At 66.3% G+C, this 19117-nt stretch carries 18 protein-coding genes; 12 read left to right on the forward strand and 6 right to left on the reverse strand.

All coding sequences use genetic code 11. From position 1 onward, the window contains the following. The first annotated feature begins 161 nt into the window (after window positions 1-161). From uvrC to LWC34_RS48705, 5 genes are all read left to right on the forward strand, one after another. A complete protein-coding gene (gene uvrC / locus LWC34_RS48685) occupies window positions 162-2141 on the forward strand; it encodes an excinuclease ABC subunit UvrC (protein WP_233732722.1) in 1980 nt (659 codons plus the stop codon). Further along, the gene (gene rapZ / locus LWC34_RS48690; RefSeq protein WP_233732724.1) at window positions 2134-3006 is read left to right on the forward strand and encodes an RNase adapter RapZ; all 873 of its coding nucleotides are present in this window, start codon (window positions 2134-2136) and stop codon (window positions 3004-3006) included. Before uvrC ends, rapZ begins: the two co-directional genes overlap by 8 nt. A 38-nt stretch (window positions 3007-3044) precedes the next feature. Further along, complete coding sequence (locus LWC34_RS48695) at window positions 3045-4055, forward strand: gluconeogenesis factor YvcK family protein (RefSeq protein WP_233732725.1); 1011 nt, start codon at window positions 3045-3047, stop codon at window positions 4053-4055. Then, a complete protein-coding gene (whiA, locus tag LWC34_RS48700) occupies window positions 4046-5032 on the forward strand; it encodes a DNA-binding protein WhiA (RefSeq protein WP_033385886.1) in 987 nt (328 codons plus the stop codon). Before LWC34_RS48695 ends, whiA begins: the two co-directional genes overlap by 10 nt. A 108-nt stretch (window positions 5033-5140) precedes the next feature. Next, window positions 5141-6004, forward strand: coding sequence for an LLM class F420-dependent oxidoreductase (locus tag LWC34_RS48705; RefSeq protein ID WP_372496806.1), 864 nt, complete (start codon window positions 5141-5143; stop codon window positions 6002-6004). A 304-nt stretch (window positions 6005-6308) separates the two neighbouring features. Here LWC34_RS48705 and LWC34_RS48710 read toward each other — a convergent pair whose 3' ends face one another. The 4 genes from LWC34_RS48710 to LWC34_RS48725 form a co-directional block, all read right to left on the reverse strand. Next, window positions 6309-6863 carry an alpha/beta fold hydrolase gene (locus LWC34_RS48710; RefSeq protein ID WP_233732726.1) on the reverse strand — a complete coding sequence of 185 codons (555 nt, stop codon included), beginning with the start codon at window positions 6861-6863 and terminating at the stop codon, window positions 6309-6311. After that, window positions 6785-7174 (reverse strand): hypothetical protein, encoded by a 390-nt coding sequence (locus LWC34_RS48715; protein ID WP_233732727.1) that lies wholly within the window; start codon window positions 7172-7174, stop codon window positions 6785-6787. Before LWC34_RS48715 ends, LWC34_RS48710 begins: the two co-directional genes overlap by 79 nt. 364 nt (window positions 7175-7538) lie before the next feature. Then, window positions 7539-8198, reverse strand: a complete 660-nt coding sequence (locus LWC34_RS48720; protein ID WP_233732730.1) for a hypothetical protein — start codon at window positions 8196-8198, stop codon at window positions 7539-7541. A 74-nt stretch (window positions 8199-8272) separates the two neighbouring features. Then, a complete protein-coding gene (locus tag LWC34_RS48725) occupies window positions 8273-8701 on the reverse strand; it encodes a Rieske (2Fe-2S) protein (protein WP_233732733.1) in 429 nt (142 codons plus the stop codon). Between the two features lie 202 nt (window positions 8702-8903). Between LWC34_RS48725 and gap the strand changes: the two genes are divergently transcribed. The 5 genes from gap to LWC34_RS48750 all read left to right on the forward strand — a co-directional run bounded on the left by gap (window position 8904) and on the right by LWC34_RS48750 (window position 12705). Further along, window positions 8904-9911: a type I glyceraldehyde-3-phosphate dehydrogenase gene (gene gap / locus LWC34_RS48730; protein WP_233732736.1), complete on the forward strand. Its 1008-nt coding sequence runs from the start codon at window positions 8904-8906 to the stop codon at window positions 9909-9911. Window positions 9912-9921: 10 nt separating this feature from the next. Further along, window positions 9922-11118: a phosphoglycerate kinase gene (locus LWC34_RS48735; protein WP_233732738.1), complete on the forward strand. Its 1197-nt coding sequence runs from the start codon at window positions 9922-9924 to the stop codon at window positions 11116-11118. A gap of 6 nt (window positions 11119-11124) precedes the next feature. After that, on the forward strand, window positions 11125-11910 hold the full coding sequence (gene tpiA, locus LWC34_RS48740) for a triose-phosphate isomerase (protein ID WP_233732739.1): 786 nt from the start codon (window positions 11125-11127) through the stop codon (window positions 11908-11910). A 138-nt stretch (window positions 11911-12048) separates the two neighbouring features. Then, a complete protein-coding gene (secG, locus tag LWC34_RS48745; RefSeq protein WP_233732742.1) occupies window positions 12049-12282 on the forward strand; it encodes a preprotein translocase subunit SecG in 234 nt (77 codons plus the stop codon). Between the two features lie 81 nt (window positions 12283-12363). Next, window positions 12364-12705, forward strand: a complete 342-nt coding sequence (locus LWC34_RS48750) for an RNA polymerase-binding protein RbpA (protein ID WP_033385843.1) — start codon at window positions 12364-12366, stop codon at window positions 12703-12705. Between the two features lie 69 nt (window positions 12706-12774). On the opposite strand, the gene LWC34_RS48755 is transcribed toward LWC34_RS48750, so the two are convergent. Continuing rightward, window positions 12775-13986 carry a sensor histidine kinase gene (locus LWC34_RS48755; protein ID WP_233732745.1) on the reverse strand — a complete coding sequence of 404 codons (1212 nt, stop codon included), beginning with the start codon at window positions 13984-13986 and terminating at the stop codon, window positions 12775-12777. Window positions 13987-14952: 966 nt separating this feature from the next. On the opposite strand from LWC34_RS48755, the gene LWC34_RS48760 reads away from it, so the two are divergent. Further along, complete coding sequence (locus tag LWC34_RS48760) at window positions 14953-16683, forward strand: ABC transporter ATP-binding protein (RefSeq protein WP_233732748.1); 1731 nt, start codon at window positions 14953-14955, stop codon at window positions 16681-16683. 4 nt (window positions 16684-16687) lie between these two features. Continuing rightward, entirely contained in the window at window positions 16688-18031 is a 1344-nt protein-coding gene (gene pabB / locus LWC34_RS48765) for an aminodeoxychorismate synthase component I (protein WP_233732750.1), read from the forward strand. On the opposite strand, the gene LWC34_RS48770 is transcribed toward pabB, so the two are convergent. After that, window positions 18028-18996, reverse strand: a complete 969-nt coding sequence (locus LWC34_RS48770) for a hypothetical protein (protein WP_233732753.1) — start codon at window positions 18994-18996, stop codon at window positions 18028-18030. The genes pabB and LWC34_RS48770 overlap by 4 nt on opposite strands. Window positions 18997-19117 lie beyond the last annotated feature (121 nt).

Genomic DNA, 19117 nt, shown 5'->3' on the forward strand with positions numbered 1-19117 from the left:
AACGAAAAAGTGTGGTGTCGCCGCGCGCCGTGCGAACGGCGGCGGGTAAGTTCCGGGCTGTCGCGGTGTCGATGGGGTGTCTTCATCGCGCATCCTGGCATGTCCAGGCTTCGCCGGTAGTCACTCGTCAGAGTGTCGGACGGTGCGCCTAGTCTTATGTGGTGGCCGATCCGTCGACCGACCGTCGTGTGAGTTACCGTCCAGCGCCCGGAACCATCCCGGACGCCCCTGGCGTGTACAAGTTCCGCGATTCCGGCGGCCGGGTCATCTACGTCGGCAAGGCCAAGAGCCTGCGCAGCCGCCTCAACTCCTATTTCGCCGACGTGTCCGGCCTGCACCCGCGCACCGCGCAGATGGTCACCACGGCCGCGTCGGTCGAGTGGACGGTGGTGGCCACCGAGGTCGAGGCGCTGCAGCTGGAGTACAACTGGATCAAGGAATTCGATCCGCGGTTCAACGTCCGCTACCGCGACGACAAGTCCTATCCGGTATTGGCGGTCACCCTCAACGAAGAATTCCCGCGGTTGCACGTCTACCGCGGCGCGCGTCGCAAAGGCGTGCGTTATTTCGGTCCATACGCGCACGCGTGGGCGCTTCGCGAGACGCTGGACGTTCTACTCAGAGTGTTCCCGGCTCGGACGTGTTCGCGTGACGTGTTCCGGCGCCAGTCCCGGATAGGCAGGCCGTGTCTGCTGGGTGACATCGGCAAATGTTCGGCGCCGTGCGTCGGTCGGGTGTCCGCCGATGAGCACCGCCAGATCGTCGAGGACTTCTGCGAGTTCTTCGCCGGGCGCACCGACGTGATGATGCGTCGCTTGGAAAAGCAGATGCAGGAGGCTGCCGCCGAGCTGGAGTTCGAGCGGGCCGCGCGGCTGCGTGACGACCTCGGCGCGCTCAAGCGCGCGATGGAGAAACAAGCTGTCGTGCTCGGCGACGGCGCGGACGCCGATGTCGTGGCTTTCGCACAGGACGATCTGCAGGCGGCCGTGCAGGTTTTCCACGTGCGCGGCGGCCGGGTCCGTGGCCAGCGTGGCTGGGTGATCGAGAAGGTCGAGGAGACCGGGACCGCTGGTTTGGTGGACCAGTTCCTCAGCCAGTTCTACGGCGACCAGGCGACCGCGGACGACGAGTCGATCGACGGCAGCCCAGATGATGCCAGCTCAGATGACAACAGTGCGGTTCCGCGCGAGGTGCTCGTGCCCGAACTGCCCGACGACGCTCCGGCGATCGCCGAGTGGCTCAGCGCGATGCGCGGTTCCCGCGTGCAGCTGCGGGTTCCGCAACGCGGCGACAAGCGCGCGTTGATGGAAACCGTTGAGCGCAACGCCAAAGAGGCGTTCGTTCAGCACAAGCTCAAGCGCGCGGGCGATCTGACCGCTCGTTCGGCCGCGTTGCAGGAGTTGCAGGACCAGCTCGGCCTGGACACCGCTCCACTGCGGATCGAATGCGTGGACATCAGCCATATCCAGGGCAGTGACGTTGTCGCGTCGCTAGTGGTGTTCGAGGATGGCTTGCCGCGTAAGGCCGAGTACCGCAGGTTCGCCATCCGGGAAGCCGCGACGCAGGGCGATGTCGCCTCGATCGCCGAGGTTGTCCGGCGCCGGTTCTACCGAATGGTCACCGAAACGGCGCCCGACGGGTCCAAGCCGGGCATCGATCCGGAGACCGGCAAGCCGAAGAAGTTCGCCTATCCGCCGAACCTGCTCGTGGTCGACGGTGCCGGCCCGCAGGCCAACGCGGCCGCGGATGTGCTCACCGACATGGGGATCGGTGACGTCGCGGTGGTCGGGCTGGCCAAGCGGCTCGAAGAGGTCTGGCTGCCAGCCGAGCCCGACCCGCTCATCCTGCCGCGCACCAGCGAGGCGTTGTATTTGCTGCAACGGGTGCGCGACGAGGCACACCGCTTCGCGATCACGTATCACCGCCAGAAACGGGCCAAGCGGATGACCACATCCGTCCTCGACGACGTGCCCGGTCTCGGCGAAACCAGGAAAACCGCGTTGATCAAGCATTTCGGCTCGCTGAAACGCCTGCGCGCGGCAAGTATCGACGAGATCAGCGAGGTGCCGGGTGTGGGCCGGCGCACCGCTGAGGCCGTTGCGGCGGCCCTGGTCAGGGATAAAGAGGGGAACGATGTCTGAATCCGGTATCGAAGTGGCGGTGGTGACCGGCCTGTCCGGCGCCGGCCGCAGCACGGCGGCCAAGTGTCTCGAGGACCTTGGCTGGTTCGTGGTCGACAACCTGCCGCCCGAGCTGATCGCGACGATCATCGAGCTCGGCGTGCAGGCACGCGGCGCGATCACCAAGGTCGCGGTCGTGATGGACGTGCGCAGCCGCGCGTTCACCGAAGACCTTTCGTCGGTCATCAAGGACCTCGACGCACGCGGGTACAAGCCGAAAGTGCTGTTCCTCGAGGCGACCGACGAGCTGCTGATCCGGCGGTTCGAGCACGTCCGGCGCGGTCACCCGATGCAGGGCGACGGCAGGCTGGTCGACGGCATCTCCGCCGAGCGGCACCTGCTGACGCCGCTGCGCGAGGAAGCCGACCTGGTCCTCGACACCACGTCGCTGTCGGTCCACCAGCTACGGGCCAAGATCGAGGACGCGTTCGGCGGCGCCGAGGATCTGCAGACGCGCGTGACAGTGTTGTCCTTCGGCTACAAGTACGGCCTGCCGATGGACGCCGACCTGGTGATGGATGTCCGGTTCCTGCCAAACCCGTTCTGGATCCCGGAACTGCGTGAGCAGACTGGCCTGGACTCCGAGGTCCGCAACTACGTGCTGACCCAGGAAGGCGCCGAGGACTTCCTCGAGCGCTACCACGAACTGCTCCGGCTGATCGGCGCCGGCTACCGCCGCGAGGGCAAGCGTTACCTGACGCTGGCCATCGGCTGCACCGGCGGAAAGCACCGCAGCGTCGCGATGTCCGAGGAGCTGGCAACCAGATTGTCCAAAGAGGATGGTGTGGCGGTGAAGGTCGTCCACCGGGATTTGGGGCGCGAGTGAGAAATCGGTCCACGGAGCCGGCGCTGAAACACCCGCGAGTGGTCGCACTCGGCGGTGGTCACGGGCTGCACGCCACATTGGGCGCGTTGCGCGAGATCACCCCGAACGTGACAGCCGTGGTCACAGTCGCGGACGACGGCGGCTCCTCGGGCCGGTTGCGCAGGGAGCTGGGCATGCTTCCGCCCGGCGACCTGCGGAAGGCGTTGGTCGCCCTCGCGGGCGCCGACGACAACGCGAAACTGTGGAACTCGGTGTTCCAGCACCGCTTCGGCGGCACGGGCGCGCTTGCCGGGCACGCGATCGGCAACCTGGTGCTGTCCGGGCTGATCGAGGTGCTCGGCGACCCGGTCGCCGCGCTGGACGAAGCCGCGCGGATGCTCGGCATCACCGGCCGCGTGCTGCCGATGTCGTGCGAACCGCTGGACATCGAGGCCGACGTGGAAGGCCTGGACGAGGACCCGGCCGCGGTCCGGCGGATCCGTGGCCAGGTCGCCGTGGCGACAACGCCTGGCCGCGTCAAGCGGATCGGCGTACAGACCAGTGCGGGCGATGTGCCGACCGCATGTCCGGAGGCATTGGCTGCCGTCCGTTCGGCGGACCTGGTCGTGCTCGGTCCGGGCTCCTGGTTCACCAGCGTGTTGCCGCACCTGCTGGTGCCAGAGTTGCATCGGGCGATCGTTGAGACGAAAGCGATGCGTGTGGTGGTGCTGAATCTGGTGCCACAACCGGGTGAGACGGCTGGGTTCTCACCAGAGCAGCATCTGGACGTACTCTGCGAACACGCTCCAGAGCTCCGCGTGGACGCGGTCATCGCCGACGCGAACGCGGTGCCGACGCCAGACCGGCTGCGGCGTGCCGCGGCCGTACTCGGCGCGCAGACGCTGCTGGCCCCGGTGGCGACGCCGGGTGCGGCGGATCGTCACGATCCGGCAGCACTTGCGCGGAGTTTGCGGCACGCGTTGGCCGGAACGACGAGCGCGACCGGCCAGGAGATGGTGGGATACGCAGGGCGCGAGCCCGGCGGGGGAGAGGAGGACACGTGGCGATGACCGCGGCAGTCAAGGACGAGCTGAGCAGACTGGCTGTGTCCAAGACATGCTGCCGCCGTGCGGAAGTGTCCTCCCTGCTGCGCTTCGCGGGTGGGTTGCACATCGTCGGCGGTCGTGTGGTGGTTGAGGCCGAGCTGGACACTGGTTCCGCGGCCAGACGGCTGCGTAAGGAGATCCACGAGCTCTACGGGCATCATGCCGACGTGCACGTCATCACTTCCGGTGGTTTGCGCAAAGGCACGCGATACGTGGTGCGCGTGGTGAAGGACGGTGACGGCCTCGCCCGTCAGACCGGTCTGCTCGACCCACGTGGTCGTCCCGTTCGGGGGTTGCCCGCCGCGGTGGTGTCCGGCGGGGTGTGCGATGCGGAAGCTGCCTGGCGTGGCGCTTTCCTGGCGCACGGCTCGTTGACCGAGCCTGGCCGTTCCTCCGCGCTTGAGGTCACGTGCCCTGGGCCGGAGGCTGCGTTGGCGTTGGTGGGCGCGGCTCGTCGCCTCGGCATCCAGGCCAAGTCGCGTGAAGTCCGTGGCGCGGACCGGGTTGTCATCCGTGACGGCGACGCTATCGGTGCTTTGCTGACCCGGTTGGGTGCGCATTCCTCTGTGCTGGCGTGGGAAGAACGCCGGATGCGTCGGGAAGTCCGTGCGACGGCCAACCGTCTCGCCAACTTCGACGACGCCAACCTCCGGCGCTCCGCCCGCGCGGCCGTCGCCGCCGCCGCTCGCGTGCAACGCGCGATGGAGATCCTCGGCCCCGAGGCGCCCGAGCACCTGACGGCCGCAGGCAAACTTCGGCTCGCCAACCGCCAGGCGTCCCTTGAGGAACTCGGCCAGCTCGCCGAGCCGCCGATGACGAAGGACGCCGTCGCAGGCCGGATCCGCCGGTTGCTGGCGATGGCCGACAAGCGTGCCAAGGACCTGGGTCTTCCCCCGACCGAGTCCGCGGTGACTGCCGAGATGCTGGAGGAAGAGGTCTAACCAGGACACTTCCGAGTTGCGCGGAGCGCCGAATACGCGCAGGTTGACCTGGAGCGCGCTCCAGGCGATAGCGTCGCGTGCAGGTACTCCGAAAAGAGGCGATCGACCGTGCAACTCGGTGTGCACATCACCAGATTCGACGAACCCGCCAACGAGATCAGGGACGAACTGACCTCCGCCGCGCACGCGGCGGAGGCGGCAGGCGTCGACTGGATCTCGGTGATGGACCACTTCTTCCAGATCGACGGCACAGATGCCGGGATGCTCGAGGCGTACTCCACCTTGAGCTTCCTCGCCGCGCACACGTCCACCGTTCGGTTGGGCGCGCTCGTGACCGGCGTGACCTACCGGCATCCCGGCCTGCTTGCCAAGACCGTGACCAACCTCGACGTGCTGTCCGGCGGCCGCGCAACCTTCGGCATCGGTGCGGCTTGGTTCGAACGTGAGCACGTCGGCATGGGCGTGCCATATCCGCCGGTCGCCGAACGATTCGAGCGCCTCGAGGAAACACTGCAGATCAGCCTGCAGATGTGGGACCCGGCCAACAACGGCCCGTACGAAGGCAAGCACTACCAATTGGCTGAGACGCTGTGCCTGCCGCAGCCGGTCACCTCGCCACGCCCACCGATCATGATCGGCGGCAGCGGCGAGCGAAAGACGTTCCGCCTGATCGCGCAGTATGGCGACGCCTGCAACCTCTTCTTCCAGATGGGGCCAGAGGAGATCGCGCGCAAACTCGACGTCCTGCGCGGGCACTGCGACGCGGCGGGCCGCGACTACTCCACCATCCAGAAGACGATCGCGGGCGCTGGCGCGGCCATCACCGAACTCGGCCTGGACGGATTCACCGAGCAGATGCGCGGCTACGCCAAGTTGGGCGTGGACCTGGTGATCCTGATACCGCCCGCAGGCCGCCCATCACAGTGGATCGAGACGCTCGGCCCGGTCGTCGAGCGCCTAAACGACATCTGAAACCCGAAACCTGAAACCCGAAACCTGAAACCCGAAACCTGAAACCCGAAACCTGATATCCGATATCTGATGTCGGAACCTGGCACGCCGGATGCCTGAAGTGGTCAGGGCCAAGGCGACTGCGGCCGGAAACCGGAAACCCGATATCGGATATCTGATACCGGAACCGCACGCGGCACGGCCTGGCGTGGTCAGCCAAGACGACTGTGACCAGCTACCGGAGCCTCTACCGGAGCCTGATCCGGGTGCCCGAACCTGGCGCCGGAAACCAGACGCGTGGCCCGGATACCTGATACCGGAAACCTCATATAGGAAATAGGAAGTCATCGGCGACGGCCCGGAACTCTCCGGGCCGTTCCACCCATGGGTAGTGGCCGCACTCGTCGATCACCGCGACTTCGCCGTTGGGGAACAGCTCAGCCAACGCGAGCACCGGCGCGAACCCGGTGAGGCAATCCTGCGCGCCGGCGACGACCAAAGTCGGCGCGGTCACCGCACTTATGCGCGCCGCGAGGTCCTCCGGCGGCGCCGCGCCGAAGTACGCCAGCGCCGCAGCCAGATCGAACCGGCCGGTGCGCGCATGTGCTTGCTCGGCTACATCCCATTTCCTATATCCGATAGGCGCGGTCGTTTGCTGCCATGCGTTGTAGGCGTCCTCAGTGGACAGGTCCGGTCCCGCCATGAATGCGGCAAGCGCCTGACCGTCCGGTTGGTCGGCGATGAACTCGTCCGCGTCCGACGGCACATCGACGAGATATGTCGCGGGCGGGGTGATGAGCATCAGTCGTTCGACGCGCTGCGGGCGTTGGACCGCGTATGAGATCGCCAGCCGGGTGCCCGCGGAGTGCGCCACGAGCACCAGACGCTCAAGTCTAAGTGCCCACGCAACGCTTCGATGTCCGCCGGTTGCTCCCAATAGGACGCTTTCCCTCCGCCGGGAGATTTACCGACGCCACGCAGATGTGGGATCACCAGGCCGGTCAGCCCGGCGAGGTCACCGAGGTAACTCGGGTGCCTCGCCGCACCTCCGGCCAATGTGACGATCGGGCGCCCGTGCGGGAAAACGCTCTTGGGCACGCCGCCAAGAACGTCCGCGGAAACGTTTCCGAGAACCTCGCCCACAATGTCGTAATGCAGGGAAACGCCATCGGCGGCTTGGTACGTCGGCATGGCGCCATTCCACCAGCCTGCTTACCGGTGCCACCACGGGGTTTTGCCCACGATCTTCGAGGTCGGCTGGTCAGGGTGCAGGCCGAGCCTGCGCAACGCATCCGCTGTGACAGAGACGCCGCACCAGCACTCCCATCCCTCCTGACCAGGGCCGCACATCATGTCGATTCGGACCTCGTCGACTCGAAACGGAAACCAGTCGATGCCCCGGTCCCGCAGTCAAGCGGACAGCGCGATCGACCAGTTGTCCTTGCCGGTTTTGCACCTGAACAACAGGATCCTTATCCGTTCCACGCACCCACCGTAAGTCTCCTGCCAAGTGGTTTACGGCGCGGTGGGACGAGGATCGCGGGCGTAGCGCGAGTCACGGCGGCGGGAAGAGGACGGCGATGTCGGTCGCGGCGTCGAGCGCTTCCCGGCTTGGCCTGCCGCCGACCGGTTCAGCCTCGGCGATCACCACAAGCGCGCCAGAGCGGCGCGACTTGTAGTGCTGCCCAGTCGGCTTCGGTGCACCCGGAAGGGGCGTGACGCACCCCGTGCCGTACTCGTCCGCGAGACGGCGAAGCCCTTGCGCCGTCGCAGTTTTCGGCATCCGCACCCATGTGACCATGACGGCGAGTTTGTTGCCGCCGTCGTCTGTCACGTGAACGAGCATCCGGTCGAGTGACCTACATGGGTTTCGCACGAAGAACTGCTGCACCTCACCATAGGAGTAAGGCCCGCAACGCAGTTCCTGTTTGGCCAGGCGCTTGACCGTCTTCCAGGACATTCGGTGCCACGCCTCGTCATGGCGGCCTTTCCTGGCTGAGTCCTTGCTGCCCTTCGTACGGGCGCGGATCGCTTGCGCCGCACCCGATCCAGTGGACGAGCCGGCGGACACCGCAGCACCGGCGCCGCCGGTCGCGGCACCTCCGCCCACCGCGATCACACCGGCTGCGGCAAGCGCCACCACGGCGCCACTCTTGGATTTCTTTCCTGTCAGCGGATGGACGACTCCATTTTCGTCCGTGAAGAAGTCCGGCATCTCGCATACCTCCCCAAGCTGCGAACACCGGACGCTATCGGTCACTCAGCGTCGTCGCATCCGCCGAACAGGTCTCATGCCGTGACGATGTCCTGGCCGTCGATCCGCACCGCGACCGCGGTCAGCCCAGTGGTGGCCGGTCCTTTCTTCATCTCTCCGGTCGCGGCGTCGAACACGCTGCCGTGGCCGGGGCACGTGATCGAGCCACCCGATGGCGCGCTGACGGTGACGCCCGCGTGCGGGCACACGGGGTCGAAGCCGCGGACCTCGTTCTCGCTCGGCCGGACAAGCAGGACCTTGCCTGGGCCGCCGCTGACGATCGTTCCGCCGCCGACCGGGACGTCGGCGAGTTTGGCCAGCGGCGTGCCACCGCCACCTCCGCCGCCGCTGGCGGATGGGGCGGCTGGTGGTGCGTCACTGGTGGAGCAGGCGGCGAGCGAAACCGGTGCGACCAGACCGGCTAGCAGGCCACACACGACTGTGCGGCGAGTGGGGTCCGGCAAGGCATGCCTCCAAAAGGGTGGTGGGTAGGCGTCCGGGTTGGTATCGGAAGATCACGCCGCCCGGATATATCCGGTTCAACCATCCGGGTTCTGATTCGATAAAGTGACGCGGTCGGCACTATGGCAATGGCGCCAGGACCAGGGCAGTAGTGTTTGGTTCGCCCGACTCATCCTTCAGCCCGCACGAACAGAGGAGCGCACCGTGACGGTCCGAGTAGGTGTCAATGGCTTCGGCCGGATCGGCCGGAACTTCTGGCGCGCCGTTGAGGCGAGCGACCACGACATCGAGATTGTGGCGTTCAACGACCTGGGCGACGTTGCCACCATGGCCCACCTTCTCAAGTACGACAGCATTCTCGGCCGCCTCCCGTACGAGGTGAGCGTGTCCGACGAGGGCATCGTCGTCGACGGTAAGACCATCAAGGCACTGGCCGAGCGCGACCCCGGCAAGCTGCCGTGGAAGGACCTCGGCGTCGACGTCGTGGTCGAGTCCACCGGCTTCTTCACCAACGCCGCCGACGCGCGCAAGCACGTCGACGAGGGTGGCGCCAAGAAGGTCATCATCTCCGCCCCGGCCAAGGGCGAGGACCTGACTGTCGTGCTCGGCGCGAACGAGGACAAGTACGACGGCTCGCAGACCGTCATCTCCAACGCGTCCTGCACCACGAACTGCCTGGCCCCGCTGGCCAAGGTCCTGCACGACACCTTCACCGTCGAGCGTGGCCTGATGACCACCATCCACGCGTACACGCAGGACCAGAACCTGCAGGACGCGCCGCACAAGGACCTGCGCCGGGCCCGCGCTGCCGCGCTGAACGTCGTCCCGACGTCGACCGGTGCGGCCAAGGCCATCGGCCTGGTGCTGCCTGAGCTCAACGGCAAGCTGGACGGCTACGCGCTGCGCGTGCCGGTGCCGACCGGTTCGGCGACCGACCTGACGGTCACCGTCGGCCGCGACACCAGCGTCGACGAGGTCAACGCCGCGTTCAAGGCGGCCGCCGAGGGTGGCCTCAAGGGCATCCTGCGCTACAACACCGACCCGATCGTGTCGGCCGACATCGTCACCGACCCGGCGTCCTGCATCTACGACGCCCCGCTGACCAAGGTCATCGGCAACCAGGTCAAGGTCGTCGGCTGGTATGACAACGAGTGGGGTTACTCCAACCGCCTCGCCGACCTGGTCACCCTGGTCGCCTCGAAGATCGGCTGAAGTAGAGACCATGAAGACCCTGGCAGATTTGCTGGCCGAGGGTGTGGCAGGTCGGCGCGTGCTCGTGCGCGCCGACCTGAACGTGCCCCTGGACGGCGAGACGATCACCGACGACGGCCGTGTCCGTGCGTCGCTGCCCACCATCCAGCAGCTCACGGGTGCGGGCGCGCGGGTGGTCATCGCCGCGCACCTTGGCCGCCCCAAGGGCGCGCCGGACCCCAAGTTCTCGCTCAAACCGGTCGCCAAGCGGCTGGGTGAGCTGCTCGGCAAGGACGTCAAGCTCGCTGCCGACGTCTGCGGCGAGTCGGCGAAGTCCGTTGTGGACTCGCTGGCCGACGGTGATGTGGCGTTGCTGGAGAACATCCGCTTCGACGCGCGCGAGACCAGCAAGGACGAGGCCGAGCGTGGCGCGCTCGCCAGCGACCTGGCCGAGCTGTGCGACGTGTTCGTGTCCGACGGCTTCGGTGTCGTGCACCGCAAGCAGGCCTCGGTGTACGACGTGGCCAAGCAGCAGCCGTGCTATGCGGGCGGCCTGGTGCTGGACGAGGTCGAGGTGCTGCGCAAGCTCACCGAGGACCCGGCGCGGCCGTACGTCGTGGTGCTCGGCGGCGCGAAGGTCTCCGACAAGCTCGGCGTCATCGCGAACCTGCTGACCAAGGTCGACCGGCTGCTCATCGGCGGCGGCATGGCGTACACGTTCCTCAAGGCACAGGGCCACGAGGTCGGTCAGTCGCTGCTGCAGGAAGACCAGCTCGACCAGGTGCGCGGTTTCCTCGCCGAAGCCGAGAAGCGCGGCGTCGAGTTGCTGCTGCCGGTGGATGTGCTTGCCGCGACCGAGTTCGGGCCGGACGCGCCGTACGAGGTCGTCGCCGCGACCGAGATTCCGGCCGACCGCCAAGGCCTGGACATCGGCCCGAAGACGCGTGAGCTGTTCGCGTCCAAGCTCGCCGACGCGGCCACCGTGTTCTGGAACGGCCCGATGGGCGTGTTCGAGTTCGAGGCGTTCTCCGGCGGCACCCGTGCCGTGGCGCAGGCGCTGGTCGACAGCAAGGCGTTCAGCGTCGTCGGTGGCGGGGACTCCGCCGCGGCCGTACGCCAGCTCGGCCTGCCCGAGGACGGTTTCTCGCACATCTCGACCGGCGGCGGCGCGTCGCTGGAGTTCCTTGAGGGCAAAGAACTGCCCGGCGTCCAGGTTCTGGAGGACTGACCCGACATGGCTCGCACGCCGCTGATCGCCGGCAACTGGAAGATGAACCTCAACCACCTCGAGGCCATCGCACTGGTGCAGAAGATCGCGTTCTCACTGCCGGAGAAGTACTACGCGAAGGTGGAGGTCGCGGTCCTGCCGCCGTTCACCGCGATCCGCGCCGTGCAGAACGTGATCGAGGGCGACAAGCTCCAGATCAAGCACGGGGCGCAGGACCTCGCCCCGCACGACTCGGGTGCGTACACCGGCGACATCTCCGGCCCGATGCTGGCCAAGCTCGGCTGTCAGTACGTCGTGGTCGGGCACTCCGAGCGTCGCGAGTACCACGAGGAAAGCGACGAGCTGATCAACAAGAAGGTCAAGCAGGCCCTCAAGCACGGCATCACGCCGATCCTGTGCGTCGGCGAGAAGCTCGAGGTGCGGGAAGCCGCCGGGCACGTGAACCACTGCAACTTGCAGCTCGTCGCCGGTCTCAAGGGCCTCAAGCCCGAGCAGGTCGAGAAGATCGTCATCGCCTACGAGCCCGTGTGGGCGATCGGCACCGGCAAGGTCGCCACCCCGGCGGACGCGCAGGAAGTCTGCGGCGGGCTGCGCAAACAGCTCGAGGAGAAGTACGGCTCCGAGGTCGCGACCAAGGTGCGCGTGCTCTACGGCGGGTCGGTGAAGTCCAGCAACGTCTCCGACCTGATGGCCCAGCCGGATGTCGACGGCGCGTTGGTCGGCGGCGCGAGCCTGGACGGCGAGGAGTTCACCAAGCTCTCCGCGATGGCGGCTGGCGGTCCGTTCGTCTGATGTTCGCCTCATCGGGGAACTGAACCGCTGGGCTGAATGTTTACGTAACACAAGCGTTGGGTCTTTACACGGCCCGTGGTCAAAGCGGGACACGTACGAGGTAATCTGTGATTCCTGCCGTGCGACAGCGAGGATGAAATGGAACTGGCTCTGCAAATCGGTTTGATCGCCACGAGCGTGCTGTTGATCCTCTTGGTGCTGCTGCACCGCGGCCGTGGCGGTGGTCTTTCGTCGCTCTTCGGTGGCGGGATGCAGTCGAGCCTTTCTGGGTCGAGTGTGGTGGAGAAGAACCTCGACCGCGCGACCCTGGTGGTCGGAATCATCTGGCTGATCTGCATCATCGGGCTCGGGTTGCTGATCAAGATCGCGTGAGTGCCCGTGCGCTGGGGACGTTCGAGTGTTCACCGATCAACCATTGCGGGATTGCCGTGTGTGATGGGGGTGTGAGGGCCGATGGCTGGTGGTAACGCGATTCGGGGTACCCGGGTCGGTGCTGGACCGATGGGTGAGTCGGAGCGCGGTGAGTCCGCTCCGCGTCGCCGAGTGTCCTACTGGTGTGCGAACGGGCACGAGTCCCGTCCGTCGTTCGCGGTCGACGCGGAAGAGCCGGAGTCGTGGGACTGCCCACGCTGTGGCCTGCCGGGTGGGCGCGACCAGCAAGCGCCGCCGAACGCACCCCGGAACGAGCCGTACAAAACTCACCTCGCGTACGTGAAGGAGCGCAGGTCGGACGCGGACGGCGAGGCGATCCTCGCCGAGGCGCTGGCCAAGCTCCGCGCGCAGCGCGAAGGCTGAGCCCAGATACTCAACAACCCTCGTAAGTGCCGCTCCGGCACCTACGAGGGTTTTGAGCTGTCTGAAGCCTCAGCTGGTCTCGGTCGGGTAGGTCACGCAGACCCGGAAACCACCGTCCGGCGTGTGCCCGGCGTGGAACGTACCGCCGAGTAGGACCGCCCGCTCCCGCACGCCGAGCAACCCGTGCCCGCCGGACGGCAGCCGCCCGGAGTGCGCCATTTCGGGGTTCGCCTGGTCGTTGACCACTTCGACGATCAACGCTGATCCGCACGGGAACAGCCGGATGACTGCCTTGGCACCTGGCGAGTGCTTGTGGATGTTGGTCAGCGATTCCTGCACGGTCCGGTAGGCGGCGCGCGACACCGCGGGCGGCACCGAGTCGGGGACGACCTGTTCGGCCAGTTCCACCGGCACCTCCGAGTTGCGCAGCAACTGCGGCAGCTCCTCGAGACCGGGATGCACGCCGTCGTCGAACGTGCCCGATCTCAGCACCCCGACCAGGTCACGCAGTTCGTCGAGCGTGCGTTTGCTCAACTGTCTGATGGTGTTGGCGCCCTGCCGTGACTCCTCGTCGTGCGCGGAGACCGCGAGCGCACCCGCCTGCATGGCGATCAAGGTGACCTGGTGGGACACCACATCGTGCATCTCACGGGCCAGACTGGCCCGTTCGGCGGCGCGGATGGTCTGCTCGTGCAGGTGGCGTTCGCGTTCGCGGCTTTCGGCCAGGTCGGCGAGCCGGTCGGAGAGCTGCTTACGCAGGGCCATAAGCAGTCCGAGCGCGATCGGCATCGCGGCGACCAGCACGCCGTACAGGCCGTTGAGGACGTGTTTGCGCCAGCTCAGTTCGACGAATTCGCTCAGCGGCCAGCGCACGTACCGGGCCATCCAGACCAGGACGCCAGCGGCCATCGTCTGCCACATCCACAGCTTGCGTCTGGCCAGCGTGCACAACGCGATCATCGCCGCGATCTGCGCCCAGCCCGCGAGGAAACCCGGAATGGTGATCAGGACGGCGAGGAAGGGGAACCGTCTGCGCAGCACCATGGCGGTGCACGCGACGCCGGACAGGACGATCGAGTAGGGCTGGGCTTTGGTGGGGATCACCAGCCACACGTCGGCCACCGCGACGATCACCGCGAGTGCGTCCAACGCGAGATTTCTGGCGACCGGGTGGCGGTGGAGCTGTTTGAGCCGGTCAAGGCTGGCGTATGGATTTCGGGCGCGCGTGACCTGGTGGGTCACTTCCCCCGCATGCCCGGTTGTCAAAGTGTGGGTGACCACCGTGGAACCCCTTGGTTTGGCCTGCGTGTCCTCATGGATCGGCAATGGGCTTTCCCCGGTCGCCGCTGACCGCTTGGGGTAGCCATCTCCTCGCTGCCGGGGAACATCGCTCGGGCTTGTGGCCCCGCCATGCTCCTCGGCCGGCCGGTGTCTTTGTCGTGGCATTGGCTCGGCCTCTCTGACGAAAGGGAGAGGGGTGTTCGCCCTTCGTCACCCTCTTAAGACAGTCCGATCCTCGAACGCGGACGCCCGGTCGGCAAGGAATGTGCGAACGCACATTCTCTATGGACGAACGTCGGTAGCGCGCCGCGTGCAACGTGTGCCGCGTCTCACCCGTTCGTACCCGGCCGGGCCTCCATTGCTGCATCTGCAATCGATCGCTGGCAATGCCGCGGGTGACCGGTTCGCGGCAGTGTGGTCGACGGGAACGCTGTCACGAAAGCGCCCATGCAACGGACGTATCTGATATCGGATGTAGGACCCTGATTTTCATATCGGATATTGGATATAGGACGCTGTCGGGTAAGCGGCCGCGTTCAGGTTCCCTCGGGGCGTGGTGCGCGCGGGCGCTGCTGAGGCTGCCCCGCCGGGGACGACGGCCGCCGTCCCCGCACATGGGCCAAGCTGACCGGTGCCGGGACCGCATGCCCGCGCGGGCGCCAATGAGGCCGCCGCGCCGGTGACCGCATGTCTGGCTCCACCGACGACCGCATCCCGCTCAGCCGACGACCGCATCCCGCACTTGTGCGTTGCCAGGGCCGCTCGCTAGGGCCCGCTGCGCAGGTGAGCATCCCGCTTGTGTCTCTGCTGTGCCCGCGCACTTGCGGCCCTCTCGGATCCTCTTTCGTATCCGCTATTTCGTATCTGATGTTTGATTCATGGGCGTTGGGTGCCTGGAATGTCGCCCAAAGTACGACTCGTCGTCATCCTTCGAACCGATGTCAGTGAACGATCAGGACAGGGAGCATGGGCAGCGTGCGGACGTTGCTGGGGTATGCGAAAAGCCATTGGATAGCGCTGACCGTCGGTCTGGTGATCGCGTTGGCGTCGGCGGCGGCGAATCTGGCGCAGCCGTTGGCGACGAAAACGGTCGTCGACGCGCTCGCGGACGGTTCGTCGCTGACGAGGCCTGTGCTGCTGTTGGCGATTTTGGTCGTCGTCGGATCATTGCTCGCGGGTTTGTACACGTACCTTCTCGATCGGACCGCCGAGAAGGTTGTGTTCTCGGTGCGCAAACAGTTGATCGGCCGGTTGCTGCGGTTGCGCGTTCCGGAGCTCGACCGATCAGCGCCGGGTGATCTGACCGCGAGGGTGACCTCGGACAGCACGTTGCTGCAGAGTGCGACCACCCAGTCGTTGATCAGCATCGTCAAGGGCGCGGCCGGTGGCATTGGTGCGGTCATCGTCATGTTCACGCTGGACGCCCGGTTGTCGGGTCTGACGTTGGGCGCGCTTGGGCTGGTCGGTGTGGTTATCGGGCTGTTGCTGCCGAAGATCCGGCGGGTGATCACCAAGGCGCAGGAGGCGGTCGGCGAGGTTGGCGCTGGTCTTGATCGCGCGTTGGGGGCGGCGCGGACGGTCAAGGCGAGTGGGGCGGAGGCCAGGGAAGAGGCCGCGGTCACCGAGGCGGCGCACAAGGCGATGCAGGCCGGGTACGCGGGCGCCAAATTCAACGCGCTGGTCGGCGGCATCATGAACCTGGCGTTCTCGGTGCCGTTCCTGATCGTCCTCGGTGCGGGTGGGGCGTGGGTGGCGACCGGTTCGATCGAGCTGTCGACGTTGATCGCCTTCCTGCTCACCATCTTCTACATGACCGAACCGCTGTCGGAGCTGGTCTCCGGGTTTTCCACGCTTCAGCAGGGTCTCGGCGCGGTGAAGCGGATCCGGGAAGTCGAAGAGCTGGCCATCGAGACCGACGTCGACAAAGCGGTCGAGACGGTCGGCGGCGAAGCGCCGGGCATCGCGCTGCACGGGGTCAAGTTTCAGTACGCGGGCAGGTCAGCCGCGCTCGACGGTGTCTCGTTCGAGGCACCGGCCGGTGGGCGGACGGCGATCGTCGGTCCGTCCGGAGCGGGCAAGACCACGTTGTTCGCGTTGCTTCAGCGCTTCTACGAGCCGGAAAGCGGCTTGATCAAGGTCGATGGCGTCGACATCGCCAAAATGACGCGCGCCGAAGTGCGTCGGCGGATCGGTTACGTCGAGCAAGACGCGCCTGCGTTGTCCGGCACGCTCGAGAGCAACCTTCGTTATGCGGCTCCTGACGCGACTGACGACGACCTCAACGAGGTGCTGCACGCGACGCGACTGACGGACCTTGTCGAGCGGTTGCCTGACGGTCTGAACACAATGGTCGGCACGCGCGGTGTCGCGTTGTCCGGTGGTGAACGACAGCGGCTCGCGATCGCGCGCGCGTTGCTGCGGCGACCGCAGGTGCTGTTGATGGACGAAGCAACGTCGCAACTTGACGCGCGGAACGAAGTCGCGCTGCGTGAGGCGGTCGACCAGGCGGCTGAGCGGTGCACGGTGTTGCTCATCGCGCACCGATTGTCGACGGTCGTGTCCGCGGACCAGATCGTCGTTCTTGAACGCGGGCGGGTCGTTGCCACTGGCACACATGACCAGTTGCTCGACGCGTCGCCGTTGTATCGGGAGTTGGCGGCATCACAGCTCCTTCTTCCGGAGGCTGTTGAACAATGACCGGGTGAACATCGCGGTAACCGAGGTCCAGGTCATCCGCCTCGGTTCCGCGGTTCCCGCCGAGGCGGCGTTCGACGCGTTGTACCGAGACGCGCCCTACGCGTTCTGGCTGGACTCGGCGTCGGGCGCGCGGTTCTCGTTCATGGGCGCCGCCAGCCGCGTGATGCGAGCGTGGCCGGATCGCATCGAGTTCGACGGCGAAGTGCTTCAGCCGGGGGTCTTCGCCTGGCTGGCCGACGCGTTGACCGAACGGGTCGAGGTTCCGGACGTGCCGTTCGGTCTCACTCTCGGGTGGGTCGGCTACCTCGGTTACGAGCTGAAGGCCGAGTGCGGCGGCGCGCGGGTGTACGAGTCTGTCGACCCGGACGCGGTCCTGATGTACGTCGACCGCACGATCGTCTTCGAACAGGACGAGACCTATCTGGTCTCGACCGACCGCGACTGGATCACTGAGACTGCTGCGTTGCTCGCGGCGCTGCCGGAGCCCGAGCCGGTTCGCCCAGTGGTCGCGACGCAGGTCCGGGCCAGGCACAGCCGAGACAAGTACCTCAAGATGATCGAGGCCTGCCAGGAAGCCATTCGAGGCGGAGAAAGCTACGAAGTCTGCCTGACCAACATGGTGTCCGCGCAGGCAGACATCGATCCCTGGAACGCGTATCGCTTGCTGCGCAAGCACAGTCCCGCGCCCTACGGCGCGTATCTGAGGCTGGGGGACATCGCTGTCTTGAGCTCGTCGCCCGAACGGTTCCTGCAAATTCTGTCCGACGGGACCGTTGAATCACAGCCTATCAAGGGTACCCGGCCGCGCGGCGCTACGCAGGCCGAGGATTTGGTGCTACGCAAGGATTTGGCGACCAACGAGAAGGACCGCGCGGAGAACCTGATGATCGTCGACCTGGTCCGCAACGACCTCGGCAGGCACGCGGTCGTCGGATCCGTTGAGGTGCCTGCGATCTTCCAGGTTGAGACGTACGCGACCGTGCATCAGCTCGTCAGCACGATCCGCGCCAGGCTCCGGCCGGACGTTTCACCCGTCCACTGTGTGCAGTCGGCGTTTCCTGGCGGGTCGATGACCGGCGCGCCGAAGATCCGGACGATGGAGATCATTGACGAGCTGGAGGAAGGCCCGCGCGGGGTGTATTCGGGTGTGCTCGGGTACTTCTCGATGACCGGCCACATTGATCTGTCCATTGTGATCCGGACTTTGGTTGTGCGGCAAGGAGAAGTGAGCTTCGGAGTGGGCGGGGCGATCATCGATCCGTCGGAACCCGGCGCCGAGTTCGACGAGACCGTCGTGAAAGCCACGGCGATGCTGCGCGTCCTCGGCGCCGAATTCCCTATGGACTAAGGCGTCCAGCGCACGGCAACGTACGGCTCTGAGTAGGACTCACCGACGATGTGGCCGGCGTTGTTGATCGATTTCGCGGTGCTTTCGGTACTGGTGGGCAGGATGTCGAGTTCGGTGACGGTGCCGTCGGTGTTCCAGCGGACCGCGCGCGTCAACCGGTTGTCAGACCGCAGGACGTGGCCGACCACGACACCGTCGGCGTTGATGTCCTCGCCACGGCTTCCCGCGTTGTTGTGCGGCGGAGTGAGCAGAGTGTAGGCGCCGCTGGCACTCCACTTGATCGGCTGACCATACGGGAAAGCCGGGGTGACCACGTATCCGGTGGACTCGCCCTTGTCGTTGATCCCGGTGGCCACGGCTTCGGTCGTTCCGGCGGGGGTGGACAGTGCGGTGACGTTTCCGTTGGCGTCCCACCGGACGGCCTGGTAGCCCGAGCTACCGACAACCACATTGTTGTTGTTCACAGCGGCCGCGGTCGCGGTGGCCGTGCCCGCGAGCCGGGGCAGTTCCACGACTTGGGTGGGCGAGACCCACCGCACGGCACGAACTTCGTAGTCCGGGGTCAGGTAGTGGGAGTCCCCGACGACCTGGCCGTTTTCGTTGATGTCGTTGGCCCAGGAACTGAAGAAACCGGTGCCGGGCAGTTGAGCGAGTGCGGTGACGGTGCCGCTGGCGCTCCACCGCACGGCGACACCGTTGGACCGACCAGCGACCTGGCCGGCAGAGTTGATCCCCAGACCCCAGTTGTTGTTTGATCCTGCCAAGCCGGGCAGGACGGTCAGCGTGTTGTTCGCCGACCACTTCACTGCCACGTCGATCGCGCCTTCGACGAAGGCCGTGCCCGTGGCGGATCCCGCCTGGCTGACGTCATACGCGATGGAGATGTACGCCCCGTCCGTCGACGGCAGCTGGGTAATCGTTGGTGCGTCTGCGATCGCCGGTGTCGCGATACCGGTTGCGATCACGGTTGTGAACAGAACTGTTGTCGTGCGCCTTAACCTCAAGAGTTTTCCCCTGATGTCGTTGTACACGGTCATTCTGTACGTCGTTCGGCGAACAGCCGATGTTGCACGCGATGACCGGTTT

Origin of the sequence: Kibdelosporangium philippinense, assembly GCF_021390435.2 — a bacterium.
Lineage (GTDB): Bacteria > Actinomycetota > Actinomycetes > Mycobacteriales > Pseudonocardiaceae > Kibdelosporangium > Kibdelosporangium philippinense.